Raw genomic sequence first — 15,603 nt, forward strand, 5'->3', positions numbered from 1 at the left:
TGACCGAGTGGACTCCCTGGCACTGACCTTCTCCACCGGCTGGGCCAGCGGCATCAACGCCTACCTGGTGGTGCTCGTGATGGGGCTGGCCGACCGGTTCGGCACGTTCAGCGACATCCCCGACGTCCTCGCACGGTGGGACGTCCTGGCCGCTGCCGGGTTCCTCTACGCCATGGAGTTCATCGCCGACAAGATCCCCTACATCGACTCCACCTGGGACGCGATCTCCACCGCGATCCGTCCCACGGCAGGCACGGTGATCGGCGTGCTGCTCGCCGGTGACGCCTCCTCGCTCGACCAGGCGGTGCTGGGGGCCGTGGGCGGAGGCACCGCGCTGCTCTCCCACCTGGTCAAGGCCGGCGGCCGACTCGCCATCAACTCCTCCCCCGAGCCCGTCACCAACGTCGCTGCCAGCCTCACCGAGGACTTCGCGGTCCTCGGTGTCGTCTGGTTCGCCCTGGAGCACCCGGAGGCGGCCGCTGCCCTGGCCGGCGTCCTGCTCGCCCTGGGGCTCGTCATGCTCCTGCTGGTCGCCCGCCTGGTCCGCCGCGGCTGGCGGCGCTGGAAGAAGAAGGACCCCATCCACCAGGCGGCCTAGCGGGACGGGGTCACTAGGGTTCACCGCGTGTCGGACGTGGTGGTGGTCGGTGGCGGCTTCGGTGGCATGTCGAGCGCCGCGAGGCTGGCCAAGCTCGGCCACGACGTCACCCTCGTCGAGCGCTCCCACGTGCTCGGCGGCGCACTGGGCTCGGAGTCCAGCCAGGGCTTCACGTGGGATGCCGGCCCGTCCACCACACTGCTGCCGGCCGTGGTCCGCGACCTCTTCCGCAAGTCCGGCCGCCCGCTCGAGCGCGAGCTCGACCTGCAGCCGCTGGACCTCGTGCGGGAGCACCGCTTCGCCGACGGCTCCTCGCTGGCCCTCCCGGGCGGCTCGCGGGCAGCCCAGCTGGCCGCGGTCGAGAGCCTCGGTGCCGGACTGGGGCGGCAGTGGGTCGACCACGTGGCGTCGTACGGCGACGTGTGGGAGCTGCTGCGACGCGAGTGGTTCGAGCGGCCGTGGAACCCCGACCTGGCGCCCAAGGAGCTGACCTCGCTGCTGGCCTCGCGCGAGTCGCTCCACAAGAGGCTGCGACGCAGCTTCAAGGACGAGCGGCTCAGGCTGGTCGGTGGGCACGCGGCCGTCGCCGACGGGCACGACCTGCGCAACGTCCCGGCCTGGCTGGGCATCACCTCCTACCTCGAGCAGCGCTTCGGCACCTGGACCGTCCCCGGTGGCATCGCCGCCCTCGGCGGCGCCATGGCCGAGCGGCTCGTGCTGCGTGGGGTCCGCGTGCTCACCAGCACCACCGCGGTCGACCTGGTCGTGCGCAGCGGACGGGTCGTCGCCGTCCACACCACGACCGGCGAGATCCCCGCCGACCTCGTGGTCGTGGCGATCGACCCGCGTCGACTGCCCTCGCTGGCGCCGTACGTCGAGCGGACGATGCCGGCGATCCCTCCGGTCGTGTGCCACCTGGGACTCGAGGGCGACCTGCCCGACCTCCCGCACGAGGTGGTGATCCACGGCGACCCGCTCCTGGTCGTGCGGACCGGCGGCAAGGCTCCCGCGGGCGCTGCCGCCTGGACACTCCACGGACGCGGCCGACTGGCCGAGGACATCGTCGTCGCGCTGGCCCGTGGCGGGATCGACGTACGCAAGCAGGTCGTCGCACGGGTCGACAGGTCGCCGCGAGACCTCGTCGAGCAGTGGGGCGGGTCGCCCCACGGCGTCCAGTGGCGCGGGCCGCGAACCGCGCGTGAGCGACTGGGTCCCCGCACACCTGTCGACGGGGTCCTCACCGCCGGCGCGTCGGCCACGACCGGACCGGGACTGCCCTTCGTCGGTCTCAGCGCCGCCCTCGTCGCCGAGGTGGTCGGCCGGGCTGAGCGCGGCTAGTTGAGGGTCCAGACGACGGTGACCGAGCAGGACACCGCCGTCTCGCCGGGCTCGAGTCCGACGGCGTCGCGAGACATGGCCAGCTTGGAGGCCACGCGCGGGATCGAGTCGCCCTGTGCGGTCGTCTCGACGATCGACTCCACCTGTCCCAGTCCGAGCCCGGCCATGCGGGCCAGGCTCATCGCCCGCTCGCGGGCGTCGCTGAAGGCTGCCTCGCGCGCCTCCGCGGCAGCGGAGGCACCGTCGGTCACCTCCAGCCCGACGCTGTCGACCCCCAGCGCGTCGCCGATCTTCTGCGCGAGGTCGGTGAGCAGGTCGCCCGCGACGGCCAGGTCGTCGCACATGATCGCGTAGGAGTGGCGGGCCTCGTAGCCGCTGCGGGCGCCCTCGTGGTCGTGGGTCGGGAAGACCGAGACCCCCGTCGAGGAGATGCGGGAGGGATCGGTGTGGCGGACGGCGATCTCGACGAGCGAGGCAGCCGAGGCGCTCATCGCCTCGTAGGCCTGGGCGACTCCCTCCCCCCGCTGGACGGCGACGACGCGGAGGACGGCGACGTCCGGGGCGACGTGGCTGATGCCGGATCCGGTGACGGTGACGGTGCGCATGGCGGCAGGCTAGCGGCGATCAGACGGTGATCTGGAGACCGGTGAAGATTTCTCGCGTCGCGCGCGAGAAGTTCAGCGTGTAGAAGTGGAGGCCCGGGGCGCCATCCCCGAGAAGCTGCTCGCAGAGCTCGGTGGCGATCGCGATGCCCTCGGCGCGGAGGGCGGCGGCGTCGTCGGCGTGGGGCGTCAGCCTCTCCACCACCTCGGCGGGCAGGTCGCGCCGCGACAGCTCGGCCATGCGCTGCATCGAGCGGAGGCTCAGGATCGGCATGATGCCGGGAATGATCGGGATGTCCACGCCGATGGCGCGGGCCCGCTCCACGAGGGCGGCGTAGTCGGAGGCACGCAGCACCATCTCGGTGACGGCGAACTCCGCCCCGGCGTCCTGCTTGGCCTTGAGCACCTGTGCGTCGGCCTCGAGCGAGGGCGCGTCGACGTGACCCTCGGGAAAGGCTGCGACGCCGACCCTGGCGTCGATGGTGCGCTTGATGAACGCCACGAGCGCGTCGGCGTGGTCGAGACCGCCCTCCGTGGGCGTCCACGGCGAGCCGGGCCCGCCGGGCGGGTCGCCACGCAGCGCCATCACGTGCCTGACGCCGGCGTCGGAGAGGTCGCGCAGGATCGCGGCGAGCTCGTCGGTGGTGTGACCGACGCAGGTCAGGTGCGCGACGGGCAGCATCGACGTCTCGCGTGCGATCCGCTCGACGATGCGCACGGTCGTGTCACGGGAGGAGCCGCCCGCGCCGTAGGTCACCGAGACGAACGTCGGCCGGTAGGGCTCGAGCTCGGTGATGGCGCGCCACAGCTGCTCCTCCCCTGCCTCGTCCTTCGGTGGGAAGAACTCGAAGGAGAAGGACCTGTCACCGCCCTCGATGAGGTCGCGCATGCTGCGTCCCGGGTCCTGCGTCATGGGGCAGAGCCTAGGGAGCCACGCGCCGATCAGCGTGATCGTCCCACTGGTTAGGCTCCGTGCGTGAGCGCATCCTGGGATCCCGACACCTTCCGCGTCGGGGTGCAGGGCGTGCTCGACGACTTCCTCGACCACCAGGCCACCCTCCTGGCGCCCCTGGGTCCCGATGCCACCCGGCTGCTCGCCGAGGCCCGCACCTCGGTCACGGGCGGCAAGCGGTTCCGCGCCGCCTTCTGCCACTGGGGGCACCGGGCGGTCGCGCCGGCCAACGACCACCCCGAGTCCCTGGCTCGAGCCTGCGCCTCGCTCGAGCTGCTCCATGCCAGCGCGCTGGTCCACGACGACTACATGGACGCCTCCGACACCAGGCGCGGCCGCCCCTCGACGCACCGCACCTTCGAGGCCGAGCACCGTGCGGCGGGCTGGCGGGGCGACCCCGAGCAGTACGGCGCCGCCGCGGCGATCCTGCTCGGCGACCTGCTGCTGGGATGGGCCGAGGAGATGCTCCGCGGCAGCGGCTTCCCGCCCGAGCGCGTCCTGGACGGACAGCGGGTCTTCGACCTGTGCCGCAACGAGGTGATCGCCGGCCAGTTCCTCGACGTGTCGGTGCAGGCACGGGGGCGTGCCGACGTCGACACGGCCATGACCGTGCTGCGCTACAAGTCGGCGAAGTACTCCATCGAGCGTCCCCTCCACGTGGGGGCCGCGCTCGCCGGAGCCACGGCTGACCAGCTCGACCTGCTCTCCCGGTTCGGGTTGCCGCTCGGTGAGGCGTTCCAGCTCCGAGACGACCTCCTCGGGGTCTTCGGCGACCCCGACACGACGGGCAAGCCTGCGGGCGACGACCTGGTCGAGGGCAAGCGGACCGTGCTCGTGGCGCTCGCGCTCGACGGTGCCTCGCCCGCCGAGGCGGAGCGGCTCGACGCAGCCCTCGGCACCGACCTGAGCCGTGCCGACGTCGACGAGCTGCGGACCGTCATCGATGGTTCCGGGGCGCGCCAGCGCGTGGAGTCGATGATCACCGACCTCGCGGAGCAGGCGGTCACCGCACTCGGCGCCGCCGATGTCGACCCCCAGGCCCGTGGGGCGCTCACCGAGCTGGCGGCGGCAGCGACCCAGCGGACAGTCTGAGCGTCGCGTCCCGATCTGATCCGGCCCGGTTCAGCTCACAGCGCAGGGGCCAGCGTGTTGTGTTCCGGGACAGGCCACCTCACGGCGGCCAGCAGGCCGGTTGTGTCACGGGCTGTGGCGCCACGGCCCGCGATCGACGTCGGGATGCGACCACCGTCGTGACACCACGACAGGGTCCTGCTCCCGGGTAGCGGCTCAGGGTGTGTCGGAACTTCGCACCTAGTCCAGGGTGCGGAGCCCGGGCACCGCCGGCCCGTCGCCGCGCAGCAGCACGGTGAACGGCACCTCCCGGTCGCTTCCGGCCCGCTCGGCCAGCACGTCGAGAGCGATGCCGAACGCGCGCTCGTCATGGCGGGCGAGGGTGGCCCACCCGTCCCACAGAAGTACGACGCCCGCGCGGCCGGCGCCGATGTCACGCAGGCAGTCGGCCAGGGCGTCGAAGTTCTGGCCGTAGTGCTCGGGGAAGTGCAACGCTCGGCCCACGTCCGCCAGGAACGCCGCACTCGTGCCGTCGGAGACCCACCCGTCGACGTGGCCGAGCACCCAGTCGGCGTTCTCGACGGCCTCACGCACGGCGGCGGGCTCGAGCGCGCTGCGCCAGAGGTAGACCCCGGGGGGCTCGTGCCCGGCCAGGACCGCTGCCAGGCCGCTCACTCCAGGTCCTCGATCCCGTGGTCCTCGATGCGGGCGAAGGACCGGTAGTGGTCCTCGGTCCAGTAGACCTCGTCGAGCTCGTCGCCGGTGACGATCCGCCAGGGTCCACGCTCCCTCGGGGCCGTCTCCACGGTGTACTCCTCGTAGTAGCCCCGTGGCCGGTCAGGCAGCAGTCCTTCGCGGTTCTGGAAGGTGACGCCGTCGTTGTCGGGGTACTTGAACGGTCCGCCCTCGTCGATGCGGTCCAGCACGTCGCGGGCCTCGGTCGGCAGCTGGGGCGCCCGGACGACGGGAAGACCGTCCTGTCCGATCTCCGGCTCGGGGGTCGCCCCACCCTGCGCCCACCACAGCAGGCCGAACGCCAGCAGCGCGACCAGGGCCACGACCAGCTGGCGCCCGCGCATCAGAAACCGAGCACCTGCGCGCGACGCTTGGCCTCCCGCCCGCGGTTCTCGCGCAGCGCGTCGATCGGACGGCCGGGGAGGTCGTCGTCGGTGAACAACCACGCGATGCACTCGCGGTCGTCGAAGTTCTGGTCGTGCAGCACCGTGAGCAGCCCGGGCAGGCCCTTGACGACCAGGCCGTCCTGGATGAAGTCAGCCGGCACCCGCGGGCCGGCGCCGGGTTCGGAGACCGCCGCGGCCAGCTCGTGGTCCTTGATCATGGTGCGGACCTTGCCGGGGGTGACACCGAGCAGGTCGGCCACCTCAGCCCATGTCAGCCACTCGGGGACCAGTGCGGACAGGTCGCGCTCGGCGAGAGGCACATCAGTCATGGCCGCAGCCTAGGCCGGGCTGCCCGGCAGTGGGGCGCCCGGGAGGCCGATTTTGTGTGGCGGCGAGCCGTTCGTACCGTGGTGCGATGCGCATCCTCCGCTCGACCGTGGCCGCGGCACTGACCGGCCTGCTCGCCCTCACCCTCTCGCCGAGCGCAGTGACCCCTGCGGCGGTAGCGGACCACGTCAACGGATCCCCCGGCCCCGTCCACGCCGGCAACACCTTCGGCTGGTACCAGCACGGCGTGTTCCGGCAGGAGTTCGTCGGTCCGAAGCCCGGCTTCTGGAAGCAGACCGGACGCGGCGTCGTACGCACCCAGAACGGCATGCTCACCCTGATGTCCACCCGCAAGGGCAGCGTCTCGGCCAAGCTCGACCTGCCCGGACACACCTACGGCCGCTGGGAGATCCGGATGCGCGCCCGCCGGATGGAGACCGTCAAGGGAGGCAGGAACTTCAAGGTCGTGACGGAGCTGGTGCCGGGCGGGACCCGCGACCAGCACTGCGGGGGTCGTGACATCGGCCTCGAGAACTTCACCCTCGGCACCAACACGGTCAAGTCCTACGTGCACACCCTCCCGAACAACTCCTTCCGGGGCTTCAAGGGCCGCCACCTCAGGAACGACCGGTGGCACACCTACGGCGTCGAGGTCGCGAAGGACCACATCTCCTGGTTCGTCGACGCCCACGTCGTCCACACCGAGCGCCGCGACGCAGCCCTCGACCCGGTACCGCGGCAGCTCAAGTTCGAGCTGCGCGCACTCCGTGGCAAGACGATGCACCCGTCCCGGATGCAGATGGACTGGATGCGCTACTGGACCATGCGCGCGCCGAACGAGCGCTCGGTCAAGGCGCCCGCCTTCGAGCTGAGCAAGTACAACGGCGCCTGCTGAGCCCCCGGGCGGCCGCATTGAGGCACCCCGACGCCACGCCGTGGGCGCGCTGAGCACCGTCCGGCTGGAGTCGCTTCCGTAGGATGAGGCGCCGGATCCTTCCCCGCCCGGTGATGGAGGTCGAGACGTGGTGCCCCCCGAGCGCGTCCGTGACCCCATGGTCGGTCGGCTCCTCGACGGCCGCTACCGCGTGGGGCCCAGGATCGCGCGCGGAGGCATGGCCAGTGTCTACGAGGCCACCGACACCCGGCTGGACCGCACGGTCGCGGTGAAGGTGATGCACGCCGGCCTCGGCGACGACGAGGACTTCGCCCAGCGGTTCGTCCGCGAGGCACGCGCGGCTGCGCGCCTCAACCACCCGCACGTCGTCGGCGTCTACGACCAGGGCGACGACGACGGCACCGTCTTCCTGGTCATGGAGTTCGTCCCCGGGCACACGCTGCGCGACGTCATCCGCAAGGAGGCGCCGATGCCGGCGGCGCGTGCCCTGGCACTGCTCGAGCCGGTCGTCTCGGCTTTGGCAGCAGCCCATCGAGCCGGTCTCATCCACCGTGACGTCAAGCCCGAGAACGTCCTGATCGCCGACGAGGGCGAGTCGGGCGGTGCGATCAAGGTCGCCGACTTCGGGCTCGCCAAGGCGGTCAGCGCCGAGACCCAGCACACCGCCACCAGCGGCGTGCTCATCGGCACCGTGTCCTACCTCGCGCCCGAGCTCGTGGTCGACGGTCGTGCCGACTCGCGCGCCGACGTCTACGCCGTGGGCGTGGTGCTCTACGAGCTGCTGACCGGCACCAAGCCGCACGAGGGCGAGTCACCGATCCAGGTGGCCTACCGCCACGTGCACCACGACGTGCCCCCACCGTCCGCGCTCGTCCCGGGGCTCCCCGACTTCGTCGATGCCCTGGTGGCGCGCGCCACCTCGCGCGACAGCACGCAGCGACCCTCGGATGCCGGAGTCCTCCTGCACCACCTGCACCGGGTCGCCCAGGCCCTGCGCGACGGCGTGTCGAGCGACCCCGAGCTCGCTGCCGACCTGATGCCGCGGCCAGTCCCGCTCGACCACCCCGAGCAGGAGGTCGGTGAGGACACCATCGCCCTGCTCACGCAGGTGGGCTCGGCCGAGGTGGGGCTGCTCGACGACGGCACCGACGACCGGACGACCGCGATCGAGCGCCACACCGTCGTACCCGCCCGGCGGCCGTCCGCGCCGGCCCCTGTCGCTCCCCGCCGGGCGCCCACCCGCCCCGCCCCCGTGGCGACCACGCCTCGCCGCAGGTCGGCCAAGGGTCCGTTGGTCCTCCTGCTCGCCCTTCTCCTCGTCGCCGGGATCGGTGTCGGTGCCTGGTGGTTCGGCTGGGCCCGCTACACCACCACTCCCGGCGTCCTCGGCCTGAGCGAGCAAGCCGCCACGGCACGGCTCGACCAGGCCGGCCTGGAGGCTGCCGAGGGCGAGCCGACGTTCTCCGAGTCGGTGCCCAAGGGCAAGGTCCTCCAGACCGACCCGAGCCCCGGTGACCGGGTCCTCGACGGAGGCAGCGTGACGCTGGTCCTCTCGCTCGGTCCCGAGCGCTACGACGTCCCCTCGCTACGCGGCATGACCGAGGACGCCGCCCAGGACGCCTTGGCCGAGACCCGTCTCACCTTCGGCGAGTCGACCGAACGCTGGAGCGAGAAGGTCCCCGCCGGCCAGGTGATGAAGAGCACTCCGGCCGCCGGCACCACGCTCAAGCCCGGTGACACGGTCGACCTCGTCGTGAGCAAGGGCCGCAAGCCGATCGAGGTGCGCGACTGGACCGGCAAGCCGTTCGACAGGGCGCAAGCGTGGCTGGAGGGGAAGCAGCTGGTGGGCGAGGTCACCAGCGAGGAGTTCAGCGACACGGTCGCCGAGGGCGACGTGATCTCCCAGACCCCTGCCACGGGGACCCTCAACAAGGGAGACACCGTCCAGTTCGTCGTGTCCCAAGGGCCCGAGCTGGTCGAGGTCCCCCAGACGAAGGCGATGGGTGTCGAGGCCGCCACCGACGCCCTGGAGGAGCTGGGCTTCGTCGTTCGCACCGAGGAGTCGGGCAGCTACCTCGGACTGGGCTTCGTGCTCGACAGCGATCCCTCCGCGGGGTCGATGGCCCCCAAGGGCAGCACCGTCACCCTCTTCCTGATCTGACCGGCACGTCTGATCTGATTGGCCGGGTGCGCAACCCCATCGGCACCCACGTGCTCGTGGGCAGTGGCCTCGTCAAGGGCGCCCTGGCCAACGCCGAGGCGGTCGGCTGCGAGGCGATCCAGGTCTTCACGGGCAACCCGCGCGGCTGGGCGCTGTCCCAGGGCAACCCCGCCGACGACCACGCCTTCCGTGCCGAGTGCGAGCGTCGCGGGCTCCGCGTCGTGATCCACGCGCCCTACCTGGTCAACCTCGGGTCCCCGACCCGCGCGACCTTCGAGAGCTCGGTGGCGTCGGTGGCCCACAACCTCGCGCGAGCCGCCCAGGTCGGGGCCGAGGGAGTCGTCGTGCACACCGGCTCCTACGTCGACCCGACCGGTTCCACCGAGCAGTACGACGCCGCGCTCGCCCAGGTGCGCGAGGGACTGCTCCCGATCCTCGACGCGGTGTCGGAGGAGTCCGCGCCGTGGCTGCTGCTGGAACCGACGGCCGGTCAGGGTCGCTCCCTGTGCGCGGGAGTCGAGGACCTCGGCCCCTATCTCGCCGCCCTCGACCACCACCCCAAGGCGGGCGTGTGCCTCGACACCTGTCACGCCTTCGCGGCGGGCGCGCCCCTCGACGAGCCCGGAGGCACGACCGCAACGGTCGACAGGATCGTCGAGATCGCCGGACCCGGGAGGCTCAGGCTGATCCACGCCAACGACTCGATGGACGTGCGCGGGGCGTTCAAGGACCGTCACCAGAGCATCGGAGAGGGCCACATCGGCGAGGGCGCGTTCGCCGAGCTCTTCGCCCACCCCGCGCTCGACGACGTGCCATTCATCCTCGAGACCCCCGGCTCACGCGACCCGGGCAGCCTCGACTTCGAGGTGCTCCGCCGCCTGCGCGCCGAGGCGGCGTCGTGAGCGAGCGGCGTACCACCTTCCTGGCTGCGGCCGCCCTGCTCGCGACCGCCGCGTGCTGGGGGTCCACGTTCTTCCTGATCAAGGACCTGCTCGACAGGGTGCCGACGCTGGACTTCCTCGCGGTGCGGTTCGGTGTCGCATCCGTCGCGCTGCTGGTCGTCGCCCCGAAGGCGATCGGACGGCTGTCCCCGGTCGTGCGCAGGCACTCACTTCTCCTGGGCGTGCTCTACGGGGTGGCGCAGATCCTGCAGACCGCCGGGCTGGCCCACACGCCCGCGAGCGTGAGCGGCTTCGTCACCGGGCTCTACGTCGTCGCCACGCCGCTCTTCGCCGCGGCCATCCTGCGCACCCGCATCCCCCCGTTGACGTGGGCGGCCGTGGCCCTGGCGACAGCCGGGCTCGGAGTCCTCACGCTCAACGGCCTCAGCGTCGGCTACGGCGAGGCCATCACCTTCGCGTCCGCGTTGCTCTACGCCCTGCACATCGTGGGGCTGGGCGCCTGGTCCACCGCCCAGGACGCGATCGGCATGACGATCCTGCAGATCATCGTCATCACGCTGGTGTGCACCCTCGCGACCGTCCCCGACGGGATCGTCCTGCCGGAGACCGGGCGTGACTGGGCCTCGGTGCTCTACATGGCGCTCGTCGTCGCCGCGATCGGCCTGCTGGCCCAGACGTGGGCCCAGGCCCACCTGCCACCGACCAGGAGCGCCATCATCATGAGCATGGAGCCGGTCTTCGCCTCCTTCTTCGCCGTCTGGCTCGGAGGGGAGATGATCACCTCGCGACTCCTTGTCGGCGGGGGGATGGTGTTCGTGGCGATGGTCGCCGTCGAGCTGCTTCCTCGGCGCAGCATCGAGGGAGAGCTGCCCCACATCGCCGTGTGACACCTACTGTGGGGCGCGTGGAGACATGTGAGCGGTGCGGTGCCGAGCTGGGGGTGGGGCGCTTCTGCCTCAACTGCGGCCACCCCGTCGGCGCACCGGTCGAGGATGCCGAGGCGTTCCTGCCCTGGATCCGGGAGGACGAGCCCCACGACGACCACGTCGCCCCGCATGCTCCCCCGGCCCCCGAGGACACCGAGCGCGGCGCGGGCGACGAGCCGAGCCCCGCGTGGCTGCCGTGGCTGGGTGGCACGGTCGTCCTGGTCGTGCTGCTCCTCGTCCTCGTCTCGTGCCTGGGCGACGAGGGCGGCGACCCCGGCACCGCGCAGGACCCGACGACCGGGGCGACGACCCCGCAGGAGCCGGAGCCCACGGGGTCCACCACGCCCGAGGAGCCGAAGGCCAGGCCGGTCGACGTCTCACGGAGCTCCACCGTGACAGCGCCGGTCACGGCCCCATCCACGCAGGACCTCGACGGGCAGCTGGTCTCCTACGAGGCCGCCCGGATGCTCGACGGCCAGCTCGCGACCGCGTGGCGGATGCCCGGCGACGGCACCGGGACGACCCTCACGTTCAGACTGGCTGAGCCGACAGAGATCGTCCGGGTCGGCCTCGTCAACGGCTACGCCAAGCAGATCGCGGGCGTCGACTGGTATCCCAACAACCGCCGGATCACGACGGTGACCTGGGGCTTCGGCGACGCCACTCGCGACCAGTCGCTCGCACTGCGACCCACGCTGCAGCTGACCCGGGTCCAGCCTGTCACCACGAGGACCGTGACCCTGACCATCACCGGGGTCACACCTCCCGGTGCCGGGACGCTTGGACGCGACTACACCGCCATCAGCGAGGTGCGGCTCATCGGCCGGCCAGCCGGCTGAGCACGACCGCCGCCCGCTCGGCGTCGCTTCTGGTCACGTCGAGGTGGGTCACCAGGCGGACCGTGCGCGGGCCGACGGTTGCGATCCGTACGCCCTCCTCGGCTGCCGCGGCGACGAACGCGGTGGCGTCGTCACGGTCGACGACGACGATGTTGGTGTCGACGTCCGCCGGGTCGACGCCGATCGCCTCGGCGAGCAGCCTGGCGTGGGCGTGGTCCTCGGCCAGCCGCTCGACGTGGTGGTCGAGGGCGTGCAGGCCCGCCGCGGCCAGGATCCCCACCTGGCGCATGCCGCCACCCATCCGCTTGCGCCGGACGCGCGCTTGGGCAATTGCCTCTGCCGCGCCGACCATGAGCGATCCCACCGGGGCACCGAGCCCCTTCGAGAGACAGACGGCCATCACGTCGGCCACCCGGCCGTAGTCCGCGAACGACGTGCCGGTGGCGACGTGCGCGTTCCAGATGCGGGCCCCGTCGAGGTGTACGCGAGTGCCGACCTCGTCCGCCCAGGCTCGCAGGGCTCGCAGGTCGTCGTACGGCAGCACCGCGCCGCCGGCGAAGTTGTGGGTGTTCTCGATGGAGATCGCGGCCGTCGGGACGAAGAACGGGCCCATGTCGGGGGCGAACATCGCCTCGATCGCCGCGAGGTCTACCTGGCCGCGCGGCGCGGTCCAGGTGCGCATGGTGAGCCCGGTGAACGCTCCGTGGGCACCCAGCTCGGCCCGGGCGATGTGGGCCGAGGACTCGCACAGCACCTCCTGGCCCGCCTCGACGACCGAGGCCACGGCCAGGACGTTGGCCATCGACCCGGTGGGGGTGAAGAGCGCGGCCTCGTGGCCGAACATCGCCGCCACCCGGTCCTCGAGCTCGAGGACGGTGGGGTCCTCGGCGTAGACGTCGTCACCCACCTCGGCCCTGGCCATGGCGGCACGCATCGACTCGGTCGGCTTGGTGAGTGTGTCGGAGCGCAGGTCGATCACGGTCAGAACCTATCGGGCACCCGGGAGGTCAGCGGCGACGCAGCATCTCCGCGACACGGAAGGCGAGCTCGAGCGACTGCACGCGGTTCAGGCGCGGGTCCACCACCGACTCGTAGCGGTGGGCCAGCCCGTGCTCGTCGATCTCCTCGCCGCCGCCGATGCACTCGGTCACGTCGTCGCCGGTCATCTCGACCAGGACGCCGCCGGGGACGGTGCCGAGCGCACGGTGGACGTCGAAGAAGCCCTGGACCTCCTCGATCACGTCATCGAAGCGGCGCGTCTTGTAGCCGTTGGAGGTCTCGAAGGTGTTGCCGTGCATGGGGTCGCTGACCCACGCGACCGAGACGCCCTCGGCGGTGACCTTCTCGACCAGCGGAGGCAGGCCGTCGCGGATCTTGTCAGCGCCGAACCGGGTGATGAACGTGAGCCGGCCCGGCTCGTTCTCGGGGTTGAGCTTGTGGGCCAGCGACAGCGCGTCGTCGGCCGTCGCCGTGGGACCCAGCTTGCAGCCGATCGGGTTGCGGATGTGGCGGAAGTACTCCACGTGGGCGCCGTCGAGCTGGCGGGTCCGCTCGCCGATCCACACGAAGTGGCCCGAGACGTTGTAGGGCAGCCCGGTGCGGGAGTCGATGCGCGTCATGGCGTGCTCGTAGTCCATGAGCAGCGCCTCGTGGCTGGAGTGGAAGTCGACCCGGTGGAACTCGTCGGGGTCGGCGCCGATGGCCTTCATGAAGGTGAGCGCGCGCTCGATCTCGTCGGCCATCGCCTCGTAACGCTGTGCGAACGGCGACTCACGGACGAAGTCGTTGTTCCAGGTGTGGACCTGGCGCAGGTCGGCGTAGCCGCCGCTGACGAAGGCACGGATGAGGTTGAGGGTGGCGGCGGAGGCGTTGTAGACCTCGACCAGGCGCTGCGGGTCGGGGATGCGCGACTCGGGGGTGAACTCGAAGCCGTTCACGGCGTCACCGCGGTAGGCGGGAAGCGTCACCCCCTCACGTGTCTCGGTGTCGGAGCTGCGGGGCTTGGCGTACTGCCCCGCGAGACGCCCCAGCTTCACCACCGGGACGGACCCGGCGTAGGTGAGCACGACGGCCATCTGCAGCAGCACGCGCAGCTTGTTGCGCACGTTGTCGGCCGTCACCCCGGCGAAGGTCTCGGCGCAGTCGCCGCCCTGGAGGAGGAACGCCTCACCACGGCTGACAGCGGCGATCTTGTCCTTCAGGTCGTCGCACTCCCCCGCAAACACGAGCGGCGGTGCGGTGCGCAGGCGCGCGACCGCGGCATCGACGGCCGCACTGTCGGGGTAGGTGGGCTGCTGCAGCGGGCCAAGCGCGCGCAGCTGCTCGAGGGTCGGGAGGGCGTTCACCTCTCAAGGGTACGGCGGGGGGCACGCGGCGCCGTACTCGAGACCAGCGGCCGGACCCACAGGACTACTCCCCCAGGTGCTCGATGTCGCGGAACCCGGTCTTCTTGGCGCGCACACCGCGGTTTGTCAGCCACGTCAGCGCCCAGAGGACGACGCCGAGCGCGAGCATGCCGCCGGCGACCTTGTAGACGATCGCCTCACGCTCTCCCCACGGGATCACGATGAGGGCGACCGAGAGCAGGGCGGCGAGCGCCGGGGTGGGACCGGGTGAGCGGAAGAACCCCTCGACGCCGTCGCGGCGCAGAACCAGGCAGGCGATGTTGACCACCGTGAACACCGCGAGCAGCAGCAGCGCCGTCGTCGTCGAGAGGCTCGTGACGACCGGGCTGTCGGACTGGGTGGCGACGTAGAGGATCAGCCCCAGCGCCAGGGCCGTGGAGAAGAGGATGCCGACCCACGGCGCCCGCCGCTTGCGGGAGACCTTCCCGAGGGTGCGAGGCAGGACGTCCTGGTTGGCCAGGCCGTAGAGCAGCCGGCTCGCCATCAGCATGTTGATCAAGGCGGTGTTGGCAACCGCGAACACGGCCAGGAACGGGAAGATCCGGTCGATGGGGAACCCGGGGGCGCCCTTGCTCACGACCTCGAGGAGCGCTCGACCCTCGGACTCGTTGATCGTCTCCAGCTCGCCCGGCGTCAGCACCGAGACGACCGCCACTGCGACCAGCATGTAGATGAGGACCGCGATGCCGAGGCCGGTGAGCATGGTGCGCGGGAAGATGCGCTCCGGCTCCTTGGTCTCCTCCACCATGTTCACGGAGTCCTCGAAGCCCACCATCGCGAAGAAGGCGACCGACGTCGCCAGCGTGATCGCCATGAACGTGCTCTGGTCGGCGGCGGTGTTGAAGGCCGTGATGCGACTCAGGTCGCCGTCGCCCTGCCCCATCGCCCAGAACCCGACCAGGATGACGATGAACAGCGCCGTCATCTCGACGAGGGTGAGGACGACGTTGAACTTCACCGACTCCCCGACTCCACGCAGGTTGATCACGGCCAGCAGGAGCATGAAGGCCATCGCGATGAGCATCGTCACGCTGGTGCTCGGCGCCTCGTCCATCCAGCCGTTGATCACGAAGCCGCCGGTGAGGTTCTGGGCCAGCACGTTGGCCGACGTGGAGGCGCTGGTGATGCCGGAGCACACCACCGCGAACGCGACCAGGAACGTGACGAAGTGGATGCCGAAGGCCTTGTGCGTGTAGAGCGCGGCACCCGCGGCCTGGGGGTACTTCGTGACCAGCTCGAGGTAGGACAACGCCGTCATCGTGGCGACGACGAAGGCCAGCAGGAACGGCAGCCAGACCATCCCGCCGACGGTTGCCGCCATCTGGCCGGTGACGGCGTAGACACCGGCGCCGAGGATGTCTCCGACGATGAACAGCAGGAGGAGCTTGGGGCCCATGACCCGCTTGAGCTCCAGGCGCTCGTCCGCCGTCTCGACCGCTGTGTCTGACATCGCGCCCCCTGGGTTC

General features: G+C 71.3%; 16 protein-coding genes. 8 read left to right on the plus strand and 8 right to left on the minus strand.

All coding sequences use genetic code 11. The annotated features are described in order from the left end of the window. The first annotated feature begins 7 nt into the window (after positions 1 to 7). Together EXE58_RS00195 and EXE58_RS00200 are read left to right on the plus strand one after the other, a co-directional pair. Positions 8 to 598 carry a DUF4126 domain-containing protein gene (locus tag EXE58_RS00195; protein ID WP_135266023.1) on the plus strand — a complete coding sequence of 197 codons (591 nt, stop codon included), beginning with the start codon at positions 8 to 10 and terminating at the stop codon, positions 596 to 598. Positions 599 to 625: 27 nt separating this feature from the next. After that, the gene (locus tag EXE58_RS00200; protein WP_135266024.1) at positions 626 to 1,936 is read left to right on the plus strand and encodes a phytoene desaturase family protein; all 1,311 of its coding nucleotides are present in this window, start codon (positions 626 to 628) and stop codon (positions 1,934 to 1,936) included. Here EXE58_RS00200 and EXE58_RS00205 read toward each other — a convergent pair. Together EXE58_RS00205 and metF are read right to left on the minus strand one after the other, a co-directional pair. Further along, positions 1,933 to 2,541, minus strand: coding sequence for an SIMPL domain-containing protein (locus tag EXE58_RS00205; RefSeq protein WP_135266025.1), 609 nt, complete (start codon positions 2,539 to 2,541; stop codon positions 1,933 to 1,935). The two genes, EXE58_RS00200 and EXE58_RS00205, sit on opposite strands and share 4 nt — an antisense overlap. Before the next feature lie 19 nt (positions 2,542 to 2,560). Then, on the minus strand, positions 2,561 to 3,451 hold the full coding sequence (metF, locus tag EXE58_RS00210) for a methylenetetrahydrofolate reductase [NAD(P)H] (protein ID WP_135266026.1): 891 nt from the start codon (positions 3,449 to 3,451) through the stop codon (positions 2,561 to 2,563). Positions 3,452 to 3,514: 63 nt separating this feature from the next. On the opposite strand from metF, the gene EXE58_RS00215 reads away from it, so the two are divergent. Further along, positions 3,515 to 4,582 (plus strand): polyprenyl synthetase family protein, encoded by a 1,068-nt coding sequence (locus tag EXE58_RS00215; protein ID WP_135266027.1) that lies wholly within the window; start codon positions 3,515 to 3,517, stop codon positions 4,580 to 4,582. A 219-nt stretch (positions 4,583 to 4,801) separates the two neighbouring features. On the opposite strand, the gene EXE58_RS00220 is transcribed toward EXE58_RS00215, so the two are convergent. The 3 genes from EXE58_RS00220 to EXE58_RS00230 are packed head-to-tail and all read right to left on the minus strand — an operon-like array spanning position 4,802 to position 6,011. Then, positions 4,802 to 5,236, minus strand: a complete 435-nt coding sequence (locus EXE58_RS00220) for a barstar family protein (RefSeq protein WP_167288578.1) — start codon at positions 5,234 to 5,236, stop codon at positions 4,802 to 4,804. Continuing rightward, positions 5,233 to 5,640, minus strand: a complete 408-nt coding sequence (locus EXE58_RS00225) for a guanyl-specific ribonuclease (protein WP_135266029.1) — start codon at positions 5,638 to 5,640, stop codon at positions 5,233 to 5,235. The genes EXE58_RS00220 and EXE58_RS00225 overlap by 4 nt, the downstream gene beginning before the upstream one ends. Continuing rightward, complete coding sequence (locus tag EXE58_RS00230; protein WP_135266030.1) at positions 5,640 to 6,011, minus strand: Rv2175c family DNA-binding protein; 372 nt, start codon at positions 6,009 to 6,011, stop codon at positions 5,640 to 5,642. The genes EXE58_RS00225 and EXE58_RS00230 overlap by 1 nt, the downstream gene beginning before the upstream one ends. A gap of 86 nt (positions 6,012 to 6,097) precedes the next feature. Between EXE58_RS00230 and EXE58_RS00235 the strand changes: the two genes are divergently transcribed. From EXE58_RS00235 to EXE58_RS00255, 5 genes are all read left to right on the plus strand, one after another. Beyond that, the gene (locus tag EXE58_RS00235; RefSeq protein WP_167288579.1) at positions 6,098 to 6,904 is read left to right on the plus strand and encodes a glycoside hydrolase family 16 protein; all 807 of its coding nucleotides are present in this window, start codon (positions 6,098 to 6,100) and stop codon (positions 6,902 to 6,904) included. Positions 6,905 to 7,031: 127 nt separating this feature from the next. Continuing rightward, positions 7,032 to 9,065: a Stk1 family PASTA domain-containing Ser/Thr kinase gene (pknB, locus tag EXE58_RS00240; protein ID WP_244242349.1), complete on the plus strand. Its 2,034-nt coding sequence runs from the start codon at positions 7,032 to 7,034 to the stop codon at positions 9,063 to 9,065. 26 nt (positions 9,066 to 9,091) lie between these two features. After that, positions 9,092 to 9,967 carry a deoxyribonuclease IV gene (locus EXE58_RS00245; RefSeq protein WP_244242352.1) on the plus strand — a complete coding sequence of 292 codons (876 nt, stop codon included), beginning with the start codon at positions 9,092 to 9,094 and terminating at the stop codon, positions 9,965 to 9,967. After that, positions 9,964 to 10,854 carry a DMT family transporter gene (locus EXE58_RS00250; protein ID WP_135266032.1) on the plus strand — a complete coding sequence of 297 codons (891 nt, stop codon included), beginning with the start codon at positions 9,964 to 9,966 and terminating at the stop codon, positions 10,852 to 10,854. The genes EXE58_RS00245 and EXE58_RS00250 overlap by 4 nt, the downstream gene beginning before the upstream one ends. A 17-nt stretch (positions 10,855 to 10,871) precedes the next feature. Continuing rightward, positions 10,872 to 11,732: an NADase-type glycan-binding domain-containing protein gene (locus EXE58_RS00255; RefSeq protein WP_135266033.1), complete on the plus strand. Its 861-nt coding sequence runs from the start codon at positions 10,872 to 10,874 to the stop codon at positions 11,730 to 11,732. Here EXE58_RS00255 and EXE58_RS00260 read toward each other — a convergent pair. The 3 genes from EXE58_RS00260 to EXE58_RS00270 all read right to left on the minus strand — a co-directional run bounded on the left by EXE58_RS00260 (position 11,710) and on the right by EXE58_RS00270 (position 15,587). Then, on the minus strand, positions 11,710 to 12,711 hold the full coding sequence (locus EXE58_RS00260; protein ID WP_135266034.1) for a threonine aldolase family protein: 1,002 nt from the start codon (positions 12,709 to 12,711) through the stop codon (positions 11,710 to 11,712). The genes EXE58_RS00255 and EXE58_RS00260 overlap by 23 nt on opposite strands. Before the next feature lie 28 nt (positions 12,712 to 12,739). Beyond that, positions 12,740 to 14,077 (minus strand): class II 3-deoxy-7-phosphoheptulonate synthase, encoded by a 1,338-nt coding sequence (locus EXE58_RS00265; protein WP_135266035.1) that lies wholly within the window; start codon positions 14,075 to 14,077, stop codon positions 12,740 to 12,742. A gap of 64 nt (positions 14,078 to 14,141) precedes the next feature. Continuing rightward, complete coding sequence (locus tag EXE58_RS00270; RefSeq protein WP_135266036.1) at positions 14,142 to 15,587, minus strand: APC family permease; 1,446 nt, start codon at positions 15,585 to 15,587, stop codon at positions 14,142 to 14,144. Between the last annotated feature and the right edge of the window lie 16 nt (positions 15,588 to 15,603).

The organism is Nocardioides seonyuensis (assembly GCF_004683965.1).
Lineage (GTDB): Bacteria > Actinomycetota > Actinomycetes > Propionibacteriales > Nocardioidaceae > Nocardioides > Nocardioides seonyuensis.